Source organism: Arthrobacter sp. P1_D4, from assembly GCF_056406115.1.
Map to the genome: position 1 here is coordinate 21,015 of NZ_JBFUAU010000013.1, position 18,045 is coordinate 39,059.

An 18,045-nucleotide genomic window follows, 5' to 3' on the forward strand; every position below is an offset into this window, starting at 1 on the left:
CGCAGGGGTACGGCCGCGCGGGCCGGAAGTACCAATTGACGCAGTTCAGCGACGTCCCCATCGCGTTGTGTCGTATTGCGTGACAAATTTTAAATACCCCTCAGTGACCTATGTCATATCTCGCTCTCAGTCTGTACTGTATGAATCGGCTGGTATCCGTGGGGCTGGCCGGGCGACCGCCCGGTGAGTTCCCGCCAGTCCGTTGGGCCCGGCCTTGAAGCCGGGCCGTTCCTTTACGAAAGGTTCGAACACTCGTGACATCACCAGGAAAGAGCTTCCTTCGAAGCGGGGGACTCCGGAGGGCCGCGGCACTGACCCTGGGCTTGCCGGTTCTTCTGTCCAGCATCGCGATCGCCCCCGCCAATGCGGCCCCGGGGCAAGGCCTGGCCGTAGCCGGCGTCGCACAGAAGAATGTTGATCCGAATAACTACAAGGACGGCCGCTACATCGTTGTCCTGACCGAGAAAGCGGCAGCCACGTATGACGGCGGGACGGCCGGCATGCCGGCCACCAAGCCTGCGCCCGGCAAGAAGCTGGATGCCAACAAAGCTGAAGTGAAGAAGTACCAGGCACACCTGCAGCAGAAGCAGGCCCAGGTGGCCGGCAAGCAGGGCGTCAAGATCAATCGGCAGTTCACCGCCGCCCTCAACGGATTCAGCGCACACCTCACCGCGGATCAGGCCATCAAACTGGCCAAGGACCCCGGCGTGCTGACGGTTGCCCCTGACACGGAAAACGCTCCGGACTACTCCAGCACCGATTTCCTGAAGCTCAGCGGGGCCAACGGAACCTGGAACACGAAGTTCGGCGGCCAGAACGGCGCCGGCAAGGGCGTCGTCGTCGGCGTCATCGACACCGGATACACCCCGTCCAGTGCGTTTTTCGCCGGGGAAGAGGTCAAGCCCCTCGTCGGCCAGCCTGTCGTCGGTGTGCCGTACAGGACGGCGGACGGCAAGATCGCAATGCTCAAGTCCGACGGCGACACTTTTATCGGTGAGTGCCAGAAGGGCCAGGACTTCGACGGTTCTGCCTGTAACTCCAAGGTCCTGAGCGCTCACTACTTCGCCGAGGACTTCCTGCAGTTCGTGCCCCCGGCCGAGCGTGCTCCGGAAGAACTGCTGTCCCCGGTCGATGTCGCCAGCCACGGCACCCACACGGCCAGCACCTCGGCGGGCAACGCCAACGTCGAGACCTTCGTCGACGGGCGCAGCTTCGGCCTGACCAGCGGCATCGCGCCGGCCGCCAAGCTCTCCGTTTACAAGGTCTGCTGGGAAGACACCGACCCCAACACGGGCGGCTGCTACAGCTCCTCGTCCGTTGCCGCCGTCGAACAGGCCATCAAGGACGGCGTCGACGTACTGAACTACTCGATCTCCGGTTCTGCGACTTCAGTTATCGACCCGGTCTCGATTGCCTTCCTGAACGCTGCCTCCGCAGGCATCTTCGTCGCAGCATCGGCCGGAAACTCCGGTCCGACGGCGAGCACCGTCAACCACGGCGGCCCCTGGGTCACCACGGTTGCGGCCAGCAGCTTCTCCCAGGAGCTTCAGGGCACTGTTGAATTCGCAGACGGAACCAAGTTCCGCGGCGCCAGCATCATGAACAAGGAAGTCAAGGACGCCGGCGTGGTGCTGGCTGCCAACGCTGCCGCGGCGACCCCGCCGTCGAACCCCGCACTGTGCGGGCCCGGCACCCTGGACCCGGCGAAGGTCGCCGGCAAGGTCGTCGTCTGCGACCGCGGCGTTGTCGACCGCGTCGCCAAGAGCGCCGAGGTTGCCCGTGGTGGCGGCGTCGGCATGATCCTGGTGAACCTGAGCAATTCCTCGCTGGACACCGATCAGCACGCCGTCCCGACCGTCCACGTGAACCCGCCGGCCACCGCGGCCATCAAGGCCAAGGTAACCGCCGCCCCGGACATCAAGGTGTCCCTTGTTAACAAGGACACGACCGGACTGCCGCTGGAGGCGCAGCCGCAGATTGCCGGCTTCTCCTCCCGGGGCCCGCTGCTGGCCACCGACTCGGACCTGCTGAAGCCGGACGTCACTGCGCCGGGTGTTGCAGTCCTGGCCGGTGTGTCGCCGATTGGCGCTGACGGTGCAAAGTTCGGATTCCTGTCCGGCACCTCCATGGCGGCACCGCACGTTGCCGGTTTCGGCGCGTTGCTCCTGGGCAAGAACCCGAACTGGTCCCCTGCAATGGTCAAATCCGCCATGATGACCACGGCAGGCAATGTGGTGAACGCCGACGGCTCCAAGAACACCGATGTCCTCGCCACCGGTGCCGGCCAGGTGGATCCGGCACGCATGGTCGATCCGGGTCTTGCCTACGACGCCAACGAAGAGGACTACTGGAAATTCATACAGGGTACGGGAATCAACCTAGGCCTGCCGTCCAGCATCCTGCCGCGGGACATGAACGTCCCGTCCTTCTCGCTGGGCAACCTCACCGGCAAGATCACCGTGACCCGGACCCTGACCGCTCTGACTCCGGGCGTCTACAAAGTCAAAGCCAATGTGCCCGGAATTCAGGTCAATGTGGCTCCGGCGGCCCTGAACTTCAAGGCCGCTGGCGAGAAGAAGACCGTCAAGGTCAGCTTTGAGAACAAGAGCGCTGCCCTGGGCAAGTTCGCCATGGGCTCACTGAGCTGGGAGGGTGCAGGCAAGACCGTCACCTCGCCGATCGCAGTCCGGCCGCAGTCTGTCGTCGCCGCGAAGGATGTCTTCCTTAGCACCGAATCCGGCACGGGCTCGGGCGACATCAGCGTTGTGTCGGGCACCAACTCGCCCGTCAACATGACGCTGGACGGCCTGTCCAAGGCGGATTCTTCTGCCGTGGAACTGGTTCCCGGCCCGTTCGCGGGCCGTGCCGATGCCTCGACGTTCGTCAAGACTGTGAACGTCCCGGCGGGTGCTCCGCTGGCCAAGTTCTCGGTCATCTCCTCTGACCCGGCCTCGGACTTCGACATGTGGGTGGTCACGCCACAGGGCGTCGAGCAGGTGGCGACGTCGTCGTCCAGCGAGACGCTCTCGATTGCTGATCCCGTTGCAGGCTCGTACACGATCTACGCGAACCTGTACTCCAGCCCGGGCGGCAAGGCCACGAAGGCAAGCGTTGATGCCGCGGTTCTCGGTGCCAACGAGAACAATGCGACCATCACGCCGAACCCTCTGGTGCTGCCGAACGGTGAAACAGGCAAGATCACGCTGAACTGGACCGGCCTGAAGCCCGGCTCCTACATTGGACGGATCACCTTTGCCGGTGCCAGCGAGCCGACGTTCGTCACCGTCGTCGTGAACGCTGCAGGAGCTGCCTCGGTGGCGCCGACCTCGGAACGCGGCCGCGCAGTCCAAGTTCCAGCACCCGGAGCTTGAGCCCCCAACAACGCCATCTAGGCGCGGCTCAACCCGATAGCAGAGGCAATGGCCGGCGGTTCGCACCGCCGGCCATTGCTGTCTCGTGACGCCTGCGAGGTTCCGCGTGGCTCAGATTGCGCCGGTGGAGCCTGCAACCCCGCCCAGCAGCGGCGCCATGGCACGCCAGCGGGCGATCTCGCAGCCATCGGTGCGGCTGAACGTGCTGTGGACTTCCCGGCCCAGGAACCAGCCGGTCACCACGGCGACCTGCGGACCCCCGTACTGCTGCGTGCACATCTTCGGCGGTCCCGGCTTGGGAAAGAAGATGTCCTCGCCGTGCTGCGTAACCGCCGCGAGGGCGGCCGCCGAATCCGGCAGCGTGGACGCGGGGGCGACGCTGCCGCCGTCGGCCGCCAGGCGGAAGGTGTACTCCGGCGCTTCCGGGGCCTCCGTCAGCCGGACGGTGAGATCGATGTCGTGGTGGCTGTGACGCTCGTGAGTGGCGGTCATTGCTGTCCTTCCGTGCGTTCGGGGGCAGGGCCGGAACCAATCGACTGGAACAGGGGAGCGAGCTCCTGCAACAGCCGCTGCCGCAGTACTTGTGATTCGGCTGAAAAAGCCCGCTGGTGCTCAACATACGCCGCTTTGCCCTCGGGCGTTTCGATCCTGATGGCGGGATAACCCCACTCTTGCAAGTCGTACGGCGACGCCCGCATGTCCATGGCCCGGATCCGCCACGATAGTTCGAAACAGTCCACGACGAGCTCGCTGGGCAGCAACGGGGACAGCTTGTAGGCCCACTTGTAAAGGTCCATGTTGGCGTGCAGGCAACCCGGCTGCTCCATGGCGCGCTGGTTCTCCCGGCTGGGAACCATACTGTTCAGCGGAACGGCGTCCGGGGTGTAGAAGCGGAAGGCGTCGAAGTGCGAGCACCGGATCCGGTTCTCCTCCACCACCTCGTCGGTGCGCCCGGACCCCAGCCGCAGCTGCAGGTACTCGTGCCGGAGATCGAACTTGTCCTGCCGGTAGACCATTGCCCACTCGTGCAGCCCGAAGCAGCCGAACTGGGCCGGCCGCGCGGCAGTCCCGGCCAGGATGACCCCTGCGAACTGCAGTGCCTCCCGGCGCTCCCTCAGGAAGGCGTCGGCGTCGACCGTCACAGCCGGCGACTCCGCCGGCAGCCCGGCGGCCGCGAGTTCTGCGGCGTCGGCCGCGCGGTAATACTTCCACCCGGTCCGCGCCTCAGCCTCGGGGCCGGAGAGCACGACGCCGGCGCCCGGGTGCCAGCGCAGCAGCTGTCCGGGCTTCTGGGTGTAGTAGGTGAAGAGGAAGTCCTCCACCGGGTGCTTCCGGCCGGCGGAGCGCCGCTCAAGGTAGGGGTCCGCGTAGCGGCGGACACGTTGGACGTGGGCCGCCTGGCGCGGCAGCCACTCTTCCTGCTGGAGGTGCAAGGGCTTAGCTCGCCCCGCCGGATGAGCCCAGAACATCTTTGGCGGCGTTCCAGGCGGCGATTTCACAGCCGTTTGTCAGGCTGAAGCTCGCCTGAACCGCCCTGCCATCCACGACGCCGGTGACGGTGGCCACCTGCGGGCCGCCGTACTGCTGGGTGCAGGTCTGGTTCTTGGCGGGCGGGGCGGGGCTGAGGATGGCCGGGTTGTTCTTGATGGCGATGCATGCGGCGGCGGCGTTGGGGTGCTGGCTTTCGGCCGCAGGAACCCCGTTTTGGCAGACCAGCGTGAAGTTGGCCGCGGTGCCGGTTTCGTTCGGCTTGACCATGATGGCGAGTTCGGCGTTGCCCTTGCCCGGTCCGGACGGCAGCGGGACCGCGGAGGGCGACGGGGCCGGTGACGTCGTCTCCGTCTCCGGCGACGGCGAGCCCGACGGCGCTGTGGGTGACGGGCTGGAGGGGGTGCCCGACGTCGTGCTGGGGGAGGGGGAAGGTGTGGGCCCGCCATTCGGCGTGCAGGCGGCCAATCCGGCCACGGCCATCAGGACGGCCGCCAGGACAAGTGCCGGGCGGCCCGATTGCGTGCGCATCAGCAGTCCTCCTCTGTTTTGCCCAGTCTACCGCCGGGGCACGTCGTCCGGGCCGGGCCGTGTGGCGGCGATCAGGTCCATCATGGTGGCGTGCAGCTGGCCGACCTGTTCACGCGTCAGGCCCAGCCGGGCCATCATAATGCCCGGGACTTCTGTGGCCTGCTCCCGAAGGGCGGCCCCGCGCGGCGTCAGCCGGACATCCAGGGTGCGCTCGTTGCCTTCCATCCGCTGGCGGGTGATGAAGCCTGCCGTCTCGAGCCGGCGCAGCAGCGGCGAGATGGTTGCCGGCTCCTGGGCCAGGGCGTCGCTGATGTCGCGGACCGACCGCGGGCTCGCTTCCCACAGGCACAACATGACGAGGTACTGCGGGTGGGTCAGGCCGAGCCTGTCGAGGACGGGCTTGTAAGCGCCCACGACGCTTCGGGAGGCCACCGTCAGGGCGAAGCAGAGCTGCTGTTCCAGCAGGAGGTCGTCCTGTGCTGCCTGGGAGTCCTGGGCTCCATGCGCTCCCGGCATGACGTGCCTGTCCTGGATTGCTGGGGTTCCTTCGGTCACACCGACTCCTTCGAATGATTAGTGCACTAATGATTAGCGTACACTGGGAGCATTGTCTTGCTCCCACGAAAGGATAGCCATGGCCAAGGAAAATGCCGTCGAGCGGTTCATGCGGGCCACCGGGAAGTTCCGGGCCGTGTTCGGGCCGGCCAACCGCAGTTCACTCGGCCACGAGATGACCGACCAGAACAGGCGGCTGCTGGCGGCGCGGCAGGCTGAAACTGAACAGTGGGAGACCTTGCACCGGCCCGACGGCAGCACTTATGTGGTGCCTCGAAACCCTGACGACAAATCCCTGCGCTAGGTCCCTTTTAGCGCCACCCCACCCGGGCCATTTCCCGCTGCCGGGCGTAAAATGAGGGCACTGACACACCGCTGTGCAGCATCCTGAACCATCCGGGACGAGGAAAGGGGGTGGGACTAGTGACACGTGCTGTCAGAGCTTTCATGGAAAAGACCGACAAGCTGAGGCTGCTGTTCGGGCCCGCAAATCGAGGCGACACCGCGGCGCCTGTAGTTCACAAGCACGACGACTTCGAGCACGCCTCGGAAGACGACCTGGCAGGTTTCGAAGTCGAGACGGACGACCGCGGACACCACTACGCTGTCCGGAAAACGGATCTCGGGAAAGAAGAGGTCTGACGAGGCCCGCTTCGCCGGTTCCGACGGTTCCGGGGGACCCCGGATGCCGGGGGCATCCTGGGCGGCCGCGTGGTACGCGGCCGGAAACGTGGGAATGCGGCCGGAGCTGTGGGGAAGCGGCCGACGACGGGCGGAGACGGGGAAGGGAGCGGCASSTGCCGCTCACGCCCTGTGGATGGCGCGGACGGCGTCGTCGAGCAGATCCGCGTGGGTCACCACGGAGATCCGGATCTCCGAGGTGGAGATCATGTTGATGTTGATGCCGGCCTCGGAGAGGGCCGCGAAGAAGCGGGCGGACACACCCGGGTGCGAGCGCATGCCGGCGCCGATCAGCGAAAGCTTGCCGATCTTCTCGTTATATTCGATGCTCTCAAAGCCGATCCGGTCCTGCGCGGCGTGCAGGGCGGCCAGGGCCTCGGCGCCCTCGACGATCGGGAGCGTGAAGGAGATATCGGTCCGGCCCGTACCGTGGGTGGAGACGTTCTGGACGATCATGTCGATGTTCGAGTGGGCGTCCGCGATGACCTGGAAGATCGCCGCTGCCTTGCCGGGGATGTCAGGTACACCGACAACCGTGACCTTGGCTTCGGACCGATCGTGTGCCACACCGGAGATGATTGGCTGCTCCAAGGCAACTCCCTCTTGAGTCGTGATCTTGTCGTCGGCGCCGGGCAGAACCCAGGTGCCTTCGTTCTGGCTGAATGAGGAACGGACGTGCAGGGGTACCCCAAAGCGGCGGGCGTATTCAACACAGCGCAGGTGCAGAATCTTAGCGCCGGACGCGGCCAGTTCCAGCATTTCCTCGCTGGAGATGCGGTCGATCTTCCGGGCCGAGGCGACCACCCGCGGATCGGCCGTGTAGACGCCGTCGACGTCGGTGAAGATCTCGCAGACATCGGCGTCGAGCGCCGCGGCGAGGGCCACAGCCGTCGTGTCCGACCCGCCGCGCCCGAGCGTCGTGATCTCGTTCGTCGTGTGGCTCATACCCTGGAACCCGGCCACGATCGCGATGTGCCCCTTGTCCAGGGCGGTGCGGATGCGGTGCGGGTCAACGTCGATGATCCGGGCCTTGCCGTGGATGCCGTCGGTGATCATGCCGGCCTGGGACCCGGTGAAGGACTGGGCCGAGGCGCCGAACTTGTTGATGGCCATGGCCAGCAGCGCCATGGAGATTCGTTCGCCGGCGGAGAGTAGCATGTCCATCTCGCGGGCGGGCGCGGAATCGGTGACCTGGCCGGCGAGGTCAAGGAGCTCATCGGTGGTGTCGCCCATGGCGGAAACCACCACGACGACCTCGTCGCCGGCGTTTTGGGCGTCCACGACCCGCCGGGCGACGCGCTTGATGCCTTCTGCGTCAGCCACCGAGGAACCGCCAAATTTCTTCACGACAAGGTGCTTGGTGGCGGCGGCCGAGACGGGCAACGTCTGCGATCCGGGCTGGACTTCGGTAGTGGGCAAACTCATTCGCGCACCCTCACTGGATCATCGGGGTTCTGGGCCAGGCAACCAAACGGCGCGACGGCGTAACTTCTTACCCCAGTTTATCGCCGTGCCGCCCGCGCCGTTGAATTGTGACCGAATGGCAGACACCCCGGGTTTGTCTCCACCGGACATGCCCAGTGCTGCGGGCCGGGAGTGGACATGGTCTCCCGTTCCGTGGACATGCTCAGTGCTTCCGCGGGACATGCTCATTCTTGGTGGCCTGGAGTGGGCATGAGGGCATTGTGTCCATTCCTGGGCGTGGGCGCTGGACATGTCCGCCGGGCCGGATGGTGGGCCAGGTGCGGGCATGCTCAGTGCTGCCGTGGGACATGCTCATTCTTGGCGGGCTGGAGTGGGCGTGAGGGCATTGTGTCCATTTCCGGGCGTGGGCGCTGGACATGTCCGCCGGGCCGGATGGTGGGCCGGGGTGTCGCTGCCGCGGCGGCCACTAGTGCGTCAGCTCAGGGCGTTGCGGCGGCCCTCGAAGGCCCTGCCGAGCGTGACTTCGTCGGCGTATTCCAGGTCCCCGCCCACGGGCAGGCCGGACGCCAGCCGGGTGACGGCGATGCCAATCGACTTGAGCATCCGGGCCAGATACGTCGCCGTGGCCTCGCCCTCGAGGTTGGGGTCGGTGGCGATGATGATTTCCTGGATGGCGCCGTCGTTGAGCCGGGTCAGCAGCTCACGGATCCGGAGCTGTTCCGGGCCGATCCCGGCGATCGGATTAATCGCGCCGCCCAGCACGTGGTACCTGCCGCGGAAGGACCGCGTGCGTTCCACCGCCAGGACGTCCTTGGATTCTTCGACGACGCAGATAACCGTGGGGTCCCGGCGCGGGTCGCGGCAGATGTTGCACAGTTCCTGCTCGGTCACGTTCCCGCAAACCGTGCAGAACTTGACCCGTTCCTTCACGGTGGTGATGGCATCGACAAGCCGCTTCATGTCCTGCGGATCGGCCTCGAGGATGTGGAAGGCCAGCCGCTGGGCTGACTTGGGCCCCACTCCGGGAAGGCGTCCGAGCTCGTCGATCAGCTCTTGAACTGCGCCTTCGTACACAATGTCCTCGTTCGTTTGGAGTGGGGCCGGGGCCAGCCGGCAGGGGTCTGCTAGAAGCGGGGCGGCAGCGGGCTTCCATCCAGGGAGCGCTCTTCCACCAGTTTCCCGCCCAGAATACGCTCGACGGCGGCCCGGCCGAAGACGCCCGATTCCTCGATCGTTTCGTCGTCGGCGCTGGGGATGTCCTGTACGTAGACGGTGGTCGCGGCGGCGGCTCGGGCGGGGGCCTTCGCCCGCCCGGCCTCGGCCTCGGGACTGTTCGACAGCCGCTGGTACAGGCTTTGCCGGCCTGCCGGAGCGGCAGCGTCGGGAACGGCAGTGACCGCAACAGCCTCCGCGACGGCAGCTACGGCAGCGGCGGCCACACGCGGCGCAACAGACTCCGCAACCGCCGGCGCCGGAGCCGCTTCGGCCCGGGCCTGGTGGTCCGAGGCCAGTCCGGACGGCGCGGACACGACACCCGCGTACTCCGGGATCTGTGCCGCCGCCGGCTCGTAGTGCACAGGCTTCGGCTCGGGCTCGGACGCAGCGGGCTCGACATCCGGGCTCGTGTACCGGCCGAGGTTCGAATCTGTGCCGACCGTCCAGACGCCGGGTGACTGCTCGACGGCGCGGGCCCACGCGTCATCCGACGCGTCCGGGTCTGCGCCCGGTGTCCCGGCCGGGGAACCGGCGGTTTTGGATGCCGGCGCGGCAGGGGACTTGCGGGCCGGAGCGGTAGCGACAGCCGCGGGCTCGGGGCGGCGCAGCGTGGCTACGGGCGAGGGGTCCCAATCCAGGGGTGGTTCCTCGTCCAGCGGAGGGGCGTCCTCGTCCCGGGGCGGTCCCCAGTCGTCATCGGCGTAGGACCCGGAAGGCTCCGAAGGGCCATCCGAGCCGGCTGCTGGCTCGGCTGCGCTGACCTGAGATTGGATCGCTGGGGCAGGCGCCTGCGGTTCCGCTGCCGGCTCGGCTGCGCGGACCTGAGCCTGGGCCGCGGGGGCCGGAGTGGGTTGCGTCGAAGGCATTGAGGCGGCGGGAACGTGCGCCGCGGCCACCCGCGAGGGGACGGCTTCAGCGGCATCGTTGGCCGGAGATGGGGCCTGCTGGGGAGCCGGGCTCAGGCCCCAGGCGACGTCGGCCGATGTCGCCTGGCTTGCGGACGATGCCGGGGTCTCCGGGCTAGCCGGCGGCGCTTTTGGGTTTGGCTCAGAGCTCGCTGGGCTGTTGCTGCTGCCGGCCACGGCCCGGATCTGGCAATCGATGCCGATGGTCTTGTGGATCGCCTGCCGGAGGTTCTCGGCGTGGTCGGCCCGGCCGAAGGCGCCCGCCAGCCCCGTGGTGGTGAACGCGAGGGTCAGGACGTGGTCCTCGAAGTGGCCGACCTGGGCGTTGGGTTCCACCAGTGCCCAGGTGCTGCGTTTGATCTTGGTGAGCGTTTGCAGGATTTCGGGCCAGGCGCGGCGCAAAACCTCCACGTCGGCTCCGGGGCCGGCGGCAGACCCGGGAGCAGCGGCAGGCGCCCTGCCGGGCTCGGCCGGCTCGGGGCGCGCAGGGACGGAAGGTGCTGGGGTAGATGCCGCGGGGGCGGACGGTGCGGGGGCGGATGGGGCAGCCGCTGAGGCAGTCTCTGACGCGGGCAGGGACGGAGGCGCGGCGGCGGGACCTGCGGCCGGGGCGGGCCGGCTGGCCGCCGCGGATTCGTCCACAGGCCAGTCGCTGGTGCTGACCCGTGGCGCCGTCAGCGGTTCTCGGACGGGCTCGTCCTGCCTGGCGGGCGCGGAGACTGTGGCCGGCGGCTGCTCGCCCTGACGCGGGGCGGAGGGGGCGGTGGTTGTGGCAGCCGGCGCGGCGTGCGAGGGTGCGGCGGGCACGTCCGCTGCCGGCAACTGTGGCGCGGCTGCCTGCTCCGTGCGTGCAGGCGAAACGGCAACAGGTGCGGGAGCGGCGGCGAGGGGGGCTCCGACGTCGTTCCCGGCGTAGTTCAAACGCCGCTCGACGCGGTCGATCCGGGCTGCGATGCCGCGCTCGGTCTGCTCGGAGCTGGGCAGCAGGATGCGGGCGCACAGCAGTTCCAGGTGCAGGCGCGGCGAGGTGGCCCCGGTCATGTCGGTGAGAGCGGTATTGGTGACGTCAGCGGCGCGGGAGAGCTCGGCCGCCCCGAGGTTGTGCGCCTGGTTCTGCAGGCGGGCAATCTGGTCCGCCGGCATGCCGCGGAGGATGGACTGGGCGCTTTCGGGCATCGCCTGGACGATGATGAGGTCGCGGAAGCGTTCGAGCAGGTCCTCGACGAAGCGCCTAGGATCGTGCCCGGTCTGGATGACGCGGTCCACAGCGCGGAACACTGTGGCGGCATCCGACGCCGCGACGGCTTCGACGACGTCATCGAGCAGGGAGGCGTGCGTGTAGCCCAGGAGGGCGACCGCGAGTTCGTAGTCCAGGCCGTTTGGTCCGGCGCCGGCCATGAGCTGGTCGAGCACGGAGAGGGAGTCGCGGACCGAACCGCCGCCCGCGCGGATGACGAGCGAGAGCACCCCGGGCGCCACGGGGACGTTCTCCTGGGTGCAGAGCAGCTCCAGATACGCCATGAGAGGCTCCGGCGGCACCAGCCGGAAAGGGTAGTGGTGCGTGCGGGAACGGATGGTGCCGATGACTTTGTCCGGCTCCGTGGTGGCGAAGATGAACTTGATGTGTTCCGGCGGTTCTTCGACGATCTTGAGCAGGGCGTTGAACCCGGCCGACGTGACCATGTGGGCTTCGTCGATGATGAAGATCTTGTAGCGGTCCCGGACGGGGGCGTAGGTGGCCCGTTCCCGGAGGTCGCGGGCGTCGTCCACACCGCCGTGGCTGGCGGCGTCGATCTCGATGACGTCCAGGGAGCCGGAGCCGCCGCGGGCGAGTTCCACGCAGCTGGGGCACTTGCCGCAGGGGGTGTCCGTGGGGCCCTCGGCGCAGTTCAGGCAGCGGGCCAGGATGCGGGCGGAGGTGGTTTTGCCACAGCCGCGGGGGCCCGAAAAGAGATAGGCGTGGTTGACGCGGTTCTTGCGCAGGGCCGTCATGAGAGGCTCGGTGACGTGCTCCTGCCCGATAACGTCCGCGAACGAATCGGGGCGGTATCGACGGTAGAGGGCGGTAGTAACAGTCACAGATAAACCCTACCAATCGGCACAGACATAAAAGACCCCTCATGCACCCGCCAGAGCCCGTTTACCCTTGCTACCTTCCGGTCCTGGGGGAGTTCAACAGGATGACGCCACATGAGGGGCCGTCAGCAAGTTTACCTGACGATTGGGTGTGCCCCGAATTGGCCCGGTTTGGCCCTTAATCCTCGACGGGAGATGCCCATTCTTGGCGAGAAGGAGTGGGCTGCAGGAGTGGGCGCGGTGGGACTATGTCCAGCGGTCGGGCGGACCGCTGGGCATGTCCAAGTGGCGGGAGTGGGCAGTGTGTGGCATGCCCATTCTTGGCGGGAAGGAGTGGGCTGGTCGAGATTATGTCCAGCGCTCCGGCGGGCTGGGGGACATGTCCGGTCCCGGGAGTGGGCAGTGTGGGGCATGCCCATTCTTGGCGGGAAGGAGTGGGCATTTTGGGGCTATGTCCAGCCCTCAAGTGGGCCGCGGGGCATGTCCCGCGGAGGAGCCGCAGGCCGGGGCGGGGAGGCCCAATTGGGCGAAGCTGGAAAGTTCAGGTATTCTAGTATCTGCTTTTGATTCAGAAGCAACTGGAGAATTCGCCTAGCGGCCTATGGCGCACGCCTGGAACGCGTGTTGGGTTAACGCCCTCGGGGGTTCAAATCCCCCATTCTCCGCGGTTGGCCCCGGTCCTCGGACCGGGGCCTTTTTGCGTCTCCGGGCCGTTCGTGTCCCCGGCATTTCTATTCTCGTGAGGTTCTCGTGAGGTTCTGGCCAAGGTTGCGTCCTCCGGCAGTACCGGCACCGATTCATCCGCCAAGTCGGCTTGGAGGCCGGGCCGCCCCGTGCCCCAGCCGCACTGCGCCCCCCGGGGCCGCCCCGTGCCTTAGCCGCCCCCGTGCCCCAGCCGGCCCGCCACAAACCAGCAAAACCACCGCAGCCGCCCGCCGGCCCAGACTCAGGCCCGGTAGCCCAGCCGGCGCAGCCTGGCGCGGGCAGCTTGCTCGCTCGGGCCCATCCGGCCGAGGGCCACATGCACCACGCCGAGCGTGACCCGGGTGGCCAGGGTTACCGGCAGCGGTATCGGGCCCAGCCGCGCGGTCCGCAGGCCCAGAAGCTCCCGGTACTTGGGCTCGAGGCTTGCCACGGCGGCCGCGAACAGCACCCGGTAGCCAGGCCTGAGCGCGGGGTGCAGGGGCGGGTCGCGAATGAACGCCACCGTTTCGGTGACCCGTTCGTCACAGCGGAGCTCGCCGTCGTCGTACCAGCGGTCCAACTGCTGGCGCATTTCCGCTTCGCTCAGCGGTGGTGCCTCGACGCCCATCAGCCGGCCGGCCTGGGCCCACTCACGGACGTAGGCATCAGGTCCGCCAGGAATCGGCCGCCCCCACAGTTTGTGGGCAGAGAGGAAAGCGTCTGTGAAGGCAATGTGAACCCACCGGAGCAGCTCGGGATCATTGGCCGCGTAACTGCGCCTGATGCCGTGGCCGTCCACAAATTCTCCCCGCACCGTCCGGTGCAGCCGAAGAACCCAGTCCGATGCCGCCTTCGCCGTATCCGTGGAGCCATACGTCACGGTGAAGATCCAGCGGATCGTGCCAGCCAGCCGGCCCAGCGGGTCTTCGCGGAAACGGGAGTGATCGTGGACTCCGGCCAACGCGCCGGGATGGAGCGCCTGCATCAGCAGTGCCCGGATTCCCGCCACGATGGTTGGCATGTCCCCGTGCACGGCCCAGACGGCCGAGCCGGGCAAGTGGTACCCGGCGTCGTCCCCCTCGGCCAGGCCCGGCACCCACTCGGGCACCGAATCGCGCGTCCCCGTGAACGTCTGTTTGAGTTCCGCCTGCCATTCCCTGAGGACATTTCGCATCCTTCATTCTTACCCGTCCCGGCGGCGTGCGGCACCTGCAATTGTGCGGAGAACTACTGGGGCGCCGCCGGCAAGCTACTGGGGACATCCGCGGATCTCCGATTGGTCCCGCAAAAGGAGCGCGCTGACGGTTCACAGACCCGGCCGTCTGTGGTCACATAGGGAGGTAAGTCCGTGAAGATTGGGGTCTGGCGGACATATAGCGGGAGTCATTTCGTGGGAAAACACTGGGGAAACTCATCGAGTGAGCAGTCAGCGAGGGCACGGACCATTGCCGTGCGCTGCGTGTCCGGAGGCCTGTGCCTGTCCCTGGCCGTGCTGGCATTCAGCGGCTTTCAGGGACTGAGCGCCTTTGCGACCTACGGCGCGCCCACCGCCGTCCCGACGGCCGCCATGCCTCCCTCCGGCGACGTGGGACCGGAAGCCCTGGACCCGCTGGCCCACTCCGCCGCGACCGCGCCCGCGGGGACTCCCGGCACCGGCGCTGTCACCGCCGATGCCCAGGCGCTCGTGGCCTTCAGCCGGAGCACGGTGGACACGGCCACCCGGGCAGGGGTGCGTGGCGAGCTCAATGTGGCCTCGGCGGCCCTGCACCGGCCCGCACCGGGTTTCCTCATGGCCCCGCTGGAATCACTGGTGCCCTCGTCCCCGTTCGGGCTGCGCACCAGCCCCCTGACGGGATTCGCGGGCGAATTCCACTGGGGCCAGGACTTCGCGGCCCCCTGCGGCACCCGGGTCTACTCCGCCGACGCCGGTGTGGTGCGGGCCGTCGGGTGGCACCCGTGGGGCGGCGGAAACCGGGTGGAAATCGACCACGGCAACGGTCTCATCACCACGTACAACCATCTGGAGGCGATCGCGGTCAAGAAGGGCGACTCCGTGCGGGTGGGGGAAATTATTGCCCGGGTTGGTACCACCGGATCCTCCACCGGCTGCCACCTTCACTTCGAAACCATCCTCAACGGCTCCCACACTGATCCGCGCGATTGGACATTTCTGCCCATCAAGCAGGTGGATCAACTCGGCCCGATCGACATGACCAGTTACGCACCCGACGCCGGTAAGGCAACCAATGCGGGGATTGGCTGGGCGATTCCTGTCCGGGAAGACCTGACCCATGTGGTGGCCGGCGGCGTTCAGGAGCAGCCTGCCGCGGTGGCCGCCAAGCCGTCGGCGAGTGCCTCGCCTGCGGCTACTGAAGCCGCCGCCGACAAACCCTCCCCAACGCCTTCCGTCACCTCTAAGCCGTCGCCCACGGGCACTGCCTCCGCGACGCCGACGCCGACGCCGACCGGCACTGCCTCCGCGACCCCGACGCCGACTGGGACTGCCACGACGACCACGCCTGCCGCGCCCACCCCGACCCCGTCGGCAACTGCGACCCCGACCCCGTCGGCGACCCCCACCCCGACGCCGACGGCGACCCCCACCCCGACGCCGGCGCCAACCCAGACGGGAACAGCCTCCGCCAAGCCATCAGCACCGGTATCGGTCCCGCCGCCGGTGGCACCGCCGTCCTCCGCGCCTGCGCCGTCCTCCGCAACCGCGACGGAGGCTGCCGCCAAGACGGCCACCCCCGTGCCGGCCCCGCTCACTGTGGAGCCGGACCCAATCACCGCGCCGGCCGATACGCCGAAGCCACGGGCGGCCACGCAGTCGGCCACGACGGCAGTGACAACAGAACCCTCAGCGACGCCTTCAGCGACGCCCGGCGGCTAGCCCCGCCGCGCCCCATGGCATTGTTCCGGCGTCATGTCCGGGAGGCACACCCATACCCGCAGCCCCCGGTGCCGAATAATGGAGTGACCAGTTCAGATTCCCTGCTCCGGACCATCGACAACGCAAGGACGCGCCCCATGACAGCTCTGCACTCCATTCCCCTGACCCTCATCGACGGGACCGAGACCGATTTTGGCCGATTCAAGGGCGAGGTGGTTCTGGTGGTCAACGTGGCGTCCCAGTGCGGTTTCACGCCCCAGTACGCTGGACTCGAGGCGCTGCACAACAAGTTCCGGGGCCAGGGCTTCCAGGTCCTGGGCGTGCCCTGCAACCAGTTCGCCGGGCAGGAGCCCGGCGGCGAGGCCGAGATTGCCGAGTTCTGCCAGCGCAATTTCGGGGTGACCTTCCCGCTGACGGTCAAGGCCAACGTCCGGGGAAAGAACCAGCACCCGCTCTACGCCGAGCTCACCAAATTCAAGACCGGCATCCTGCCCGGCCTCGTGAAGTGGAACTTCGAGAAGTTCCTCGTGAACCGCGACGGCGAAGTCATCGCCCGCTTTGCGCCCACCGTTGAGCCTGACGCGCCGGAGATCATCGAAGCCGTTCAGTCCGCCCTCGACTGACCCGACCGGCCCGGGGTCCAGAGGAACTCAGCCCTATCCCTAAGCATGCTTAGCGCCTAGACTGGCCGGACCCTCCAACATTCCGGACTTCCCCGCGGCGCAAGCAACTCTGGCAGCCGTCGGCAGTGTGGCCGGGTGTTCCTGTGGAGGGCGCATCAAAGAACTTCGTGAATCACACCAGGGCGCCCACCACGGGGCCCGTGAAAGCAGGAGGAAATAGATGACAGGGAACAAAGCCGTTGCCTACAAGGGGCCTGGCAAGGTCGAACTGATCGACATTGACTACCCCACCTTCGAACTCAAGGACGGCCCGGGGGTCAACCCCGCCAACGTGGGCCGGCAGGTGCGCCACGGCGTAATCCTCAAAACCGTGGCCACGAATATTTGCGGCTCGGACCAGCACATGGTCCGGGGGCGCACCACGGCACCCGCCGACCTGGTGCTCGGCCACGAGATCACCGGCGAGGTGGTCGAAGTGGGCCCGGATGTTGAATTCATCAAAGTGGGGGACATCTGTTCCGTCCCCTTCAATATCGCCTGCGGGCGCTGCCGGAACTGCAAGGAGCGCAAGACCGGCATCTGCCTGAACGTCAACCCCGACCGGCCGGGCAGCGCCTACGGCTATGTGGACATGGGCGGCTGGGTAGGCGGCCAGGCCAACTACGTCCTGGTGCCGTATGCCGATTGGAACCTGTTGAAGTTCCCGGACAAAGACCAGGCCCTCGAAAAGATGATGGACCTGACGATGCTCTCGGACATCTTCCCGACCGGATTCCATGGTGCGGTCACCGCAGGCGTCGGCGTCGGGTCCACCGTCTACGTGGCAGGCGCAGGGCCCGTGGGCCTGGCCGCGGCGACCAGTGCCCAGCTCCTGGGTGCCGCCGTCGTGATTGTGGGTGACATGAACGCGGACCGCCTGGCGCAGGCGCGCAGCTTCGGCTGCGAGACCATCGACCTGAGTAAGGGCGGCCCGGCCGAACAGATCGAGCAACTCCTGGGCGTCCCGGAAGTCGATTGCGGCGTGGATGCCGTGGGATTTGAGGCCAAGGGGCACGGGGCCGGAGCCCACGAGGCCCCCGCCACCGTCCTGAACTCGCTGATGGAGGTAACGGCCGCCGGCGGTGCCCTGGGCATCCCCGGGCTCTACGTCACCGGGGACCCGGGTGGCGTGGACGAGGCCGCGAAGAAAGGTTCGCTCTCACTCAGCCTCGGAACGGGTTGGGCAAAGTCGCTCAGCTTCACCACGGGACAGTGTCCGGTCATGAAGTACAACCGGCAGCTGATGATGGCGATCCTGCATGACAGGGTGCATATCGCCAAGAACGTCAACGCGAAGGCGATTACCCTGGAGGACGCGCCGAAGGGCTACGCGGAATTCGACGCCGGCGCGGCGACGAAGTTCGTGCTTAACCCGAACGGCTACCTGAGCTAGCGGAAACCGTAAACCCGGCGGCACTGTCCGTCCCGCCCCGAAGCCCCGGGGTTTCGGGAGTGCCGCCGGGCCTCCCCGCCCCGTATATGCCGGAAAGGGCATGTGAGGGCACGCCACCTGTTAACGCCCATTTTTCCAATATGCCTGTCCCAGTTTTTACATTGTT

14 protein-coding genes, 1 tRNA gene and 1 other RNA gene are annotated in these 18,045 nt (G+C 67.3%); 7 read left to right on the plus strand and 9 right to left on the minus strand.

Features of this window, described 5'->3' with window-relative positions; translation table 11 throughout:
• The first annotated feature begins 254 nt into the window (after window positions 1–254).
• Window positions 255–3,371, plus strand: coding sequence for a S8 family serine peptidase (locus AC1D0A_RS13505; protein WP_476946023.1), 3,117 nt, complete (start codon window positions 255–257; stop codon window positions 3,369–3,371).
• A 111-nt stretch (window positions 3,372–3,482) separates the two neighbouring features.
• Here AC1D0A_RS13505 and AC1D0A_RS13510 read toward each other — a convergent pair whose 3' ends face one another.
• From AC1D0A_RS13510 to AC1D0A_RS13525, 4 genes are read right to left on the minus strand one after another with little or no spacing between them, the layout of a single operon-like run.
• Complete coding sequence (locus tag AC1D0A_RS13510) at window positions 3,483–3,863, minus strand: serine protease inhibitor (protein ID WP_476946024.1); 381 nt, start codon at window positions 3,861–3,863, stop codon at window positions 3,483–3,485.
• A complete protein-coding gene (locus tag AC1D0A_RS13515) occupies window positions 3,860–4,840 on the minus strand; it encodes a 3-methyladenine DNA glycosylase (RefSeq protein WP_476946025.1) in 981 nt (326 codons plus the stop codon). Before AC1D0A_RS13515 ends, AC1D0A_RS13510 begins: the two co-directional genes overlap by 4 nt.
• The gene (locus tag AC1D0A_RS13520) at window positions 4,809–5,390 is read right to left on the minus strand and encodes an SSI family serine proteinase inhibitor (RefSeq protein ID WP_243181456.1); all 582 of its coding nucleotides are present in this window, start codon (window positions 5,388–5,390) and stop codon (window positions 4,809–4,811) included. Before AC1D0A_RS13520 ends, AC1D0A_RS13515 begins: the two co-directional genes overlap by 32 nt.
• 27 nt (window positions 5,391–5,417) lie before the next feature.
• Window positions 5,418–5,906: a MarR family winged helix-turn-helix transcriptional regulator gene (locus tag AC1D0A_RS13525; RefSeq protein ID WP_243181530.1), complete on the minus strand. Its 489-nt coding sequence runs from the start codon at window positions 5,904–5,906 to the stop codon at window positions 5,418–5,420.
• A gap of 118 nt (window positions 5,907–6,024) precedes the next feature.
• Here AC1D0A_RS13525 and AC1D0A_RS13530 point away from each other — a divergent pair, with 118 nt between their 5' ends.
• A complete protein-coding gene (locus tag AC1D0A_RS13530; RefSeq protein WP_028278007.1) occupies window positions 6,025–6,249 on the plus strand; it encodes a hypothetical protein in 225 nt (74 codons plus the stop codon).
• A 143-nt stretch (window positions 6,250–6,392) separates the two neighbouring features.
• Window positions 6,393–6,587 (plus strand): hypothetical protein, encoded by a 195-nt coding sequence (locus AC1D0A_RS13535; RefSeq protein WP_476946026.1) that lies wholly within the window; start codon window positions 6,393–6,395, stop codon window positions 6,585–6,587.
• A 162-nt stretch (window positions 6,588–6,749) separates the two neighbouring features.
• On the opposite strand, the gene AC1D0A_RS13540 is transcribed toward AC1D0A_RS13535, so the two are convergent.
• From AC1D0A_RS13540 to ffs, 4 genes are all read right to left on the minus strand, one after another.
• Window positions 6,750–8,051, minus strand: a complete 1,302-nt coding sequence (locus AC1D0A_RS13540) for an aspartate kinase (protein ID WP_476946027.1) — start codon at window positions 8,049–8,051, stop codon at window positions 6,750–6,752.
• A gap of 474 nt (window positions 8,052–8,525) precedes the next feature.
• On the minus strand, window positions 8,526–9,125 hold the full coding sequence (gene recR, locus AC1D0A_RS13545) for a recombination mediator RecR (RefSeq protein ID WP_018774392.1): 600 nt from the start codon (window positions 9,123–9,125) through the stop codon (window positions 8,526–8,528).
• A 50-nt stretch (window positions 9,126–9,175) separates the two neighbouring features.
• Window positions 9,176–12,250, minus strand: coding sequence for a DNA polymerase III subunit gamma and tau (locus AC1D0A_RS13550; protein WP_476946028.1), 3,075 nt, complete (start codon window positions 12,248–12,250; stop codon window positions 9,176–9,178).
• A 27-nt stretch (window positions 12,251–12,277) separates the two neighbouring features.
• Window positions 12,278–12,374: signal recognition particle sRNA small type (gene ffs, locus AC1D0A_RS13555), an RNA gene on the minus strand.
• Between the two features lie 453 nt (window positions 12,375–12,827).
• Between ffs and AC1D0A_RS13560 the strand changes: the two genes are divergently transcribed.
• Window positions 12,828–12,912, plus strand: a tRNA-Ser gene (locus AC1D0A_RS13560).
• A 281-nt stretch (window positions 12,913–13,193) separates the two neighbouring features.
• On the opposite strand, the gene AC1D0A_RS13565 is transcribed toward AC1D0A_RS13560, so the two are convergent.
• On the minus strand, window positions 13,194–14,105 hold the full coding sequence (locus AC1D0A_RS13565) for an oxygenase MpaB family protein (RefSeq protein WP_243181458.1): 912 nt from the start codon (window positions 14,103–14,105) through the stop codon (window positions 13,194–13,196).
• Between the two features lie 216 nt (window positions 14,106–14,321).
• Between AC1D0A_RS13565 and AC1D0A_RS13570 the strand changes: the two genes are divergently transcribed.
• The 3 genes from AC1D0A_RS13570 (at window position 14,322) to fdhA (ending at window position 17,879) form a co-directional block, all read left to right on the plus strand.
• The gene (locus AC1D0A_RS13570; protein WP_476946029.1) at window positions 14,322–15,824 is read left to right on the plus strand and encodes a M23 family metallopeptidase; all 1,503 of its coding nucleotides are present in this window, start codon (window positions 14,322–14,324) and stop codon (window positions 15,822–15,824) included.
• Between the two features lie 137 nt (window positions 15,825–15,961).
• Window positions 15,962–16,447 (plus strand): glutathione peroxidase, encoded by a 486-nt coding sequence (locus AC1D0A_RS13575; RefSeq protein WP_028278012.1) that lies wholly within the window; start codon window positions 15,962–15,964, stop codon window positions 16,445–16,447.
• 220 nt (window positions 16,448–16,667) lie between these two features.
• Window positions 16,668–17,879 (plus strand): formaldehyde dehydrogenase, glutathione-independent, encoded by a 1,212-nt coding sequence (gene fdhA / locus AC1D0A_RS13580; RefSeq protein ID WP_028278013.1) that lies wholly within the window; start codon window positions 16,668–16,670, stop codon window positions 17,877–17,879.
• The last annotated feature ends 166 nt before the right edge of the window (window positions 17,880–18,045 follow it).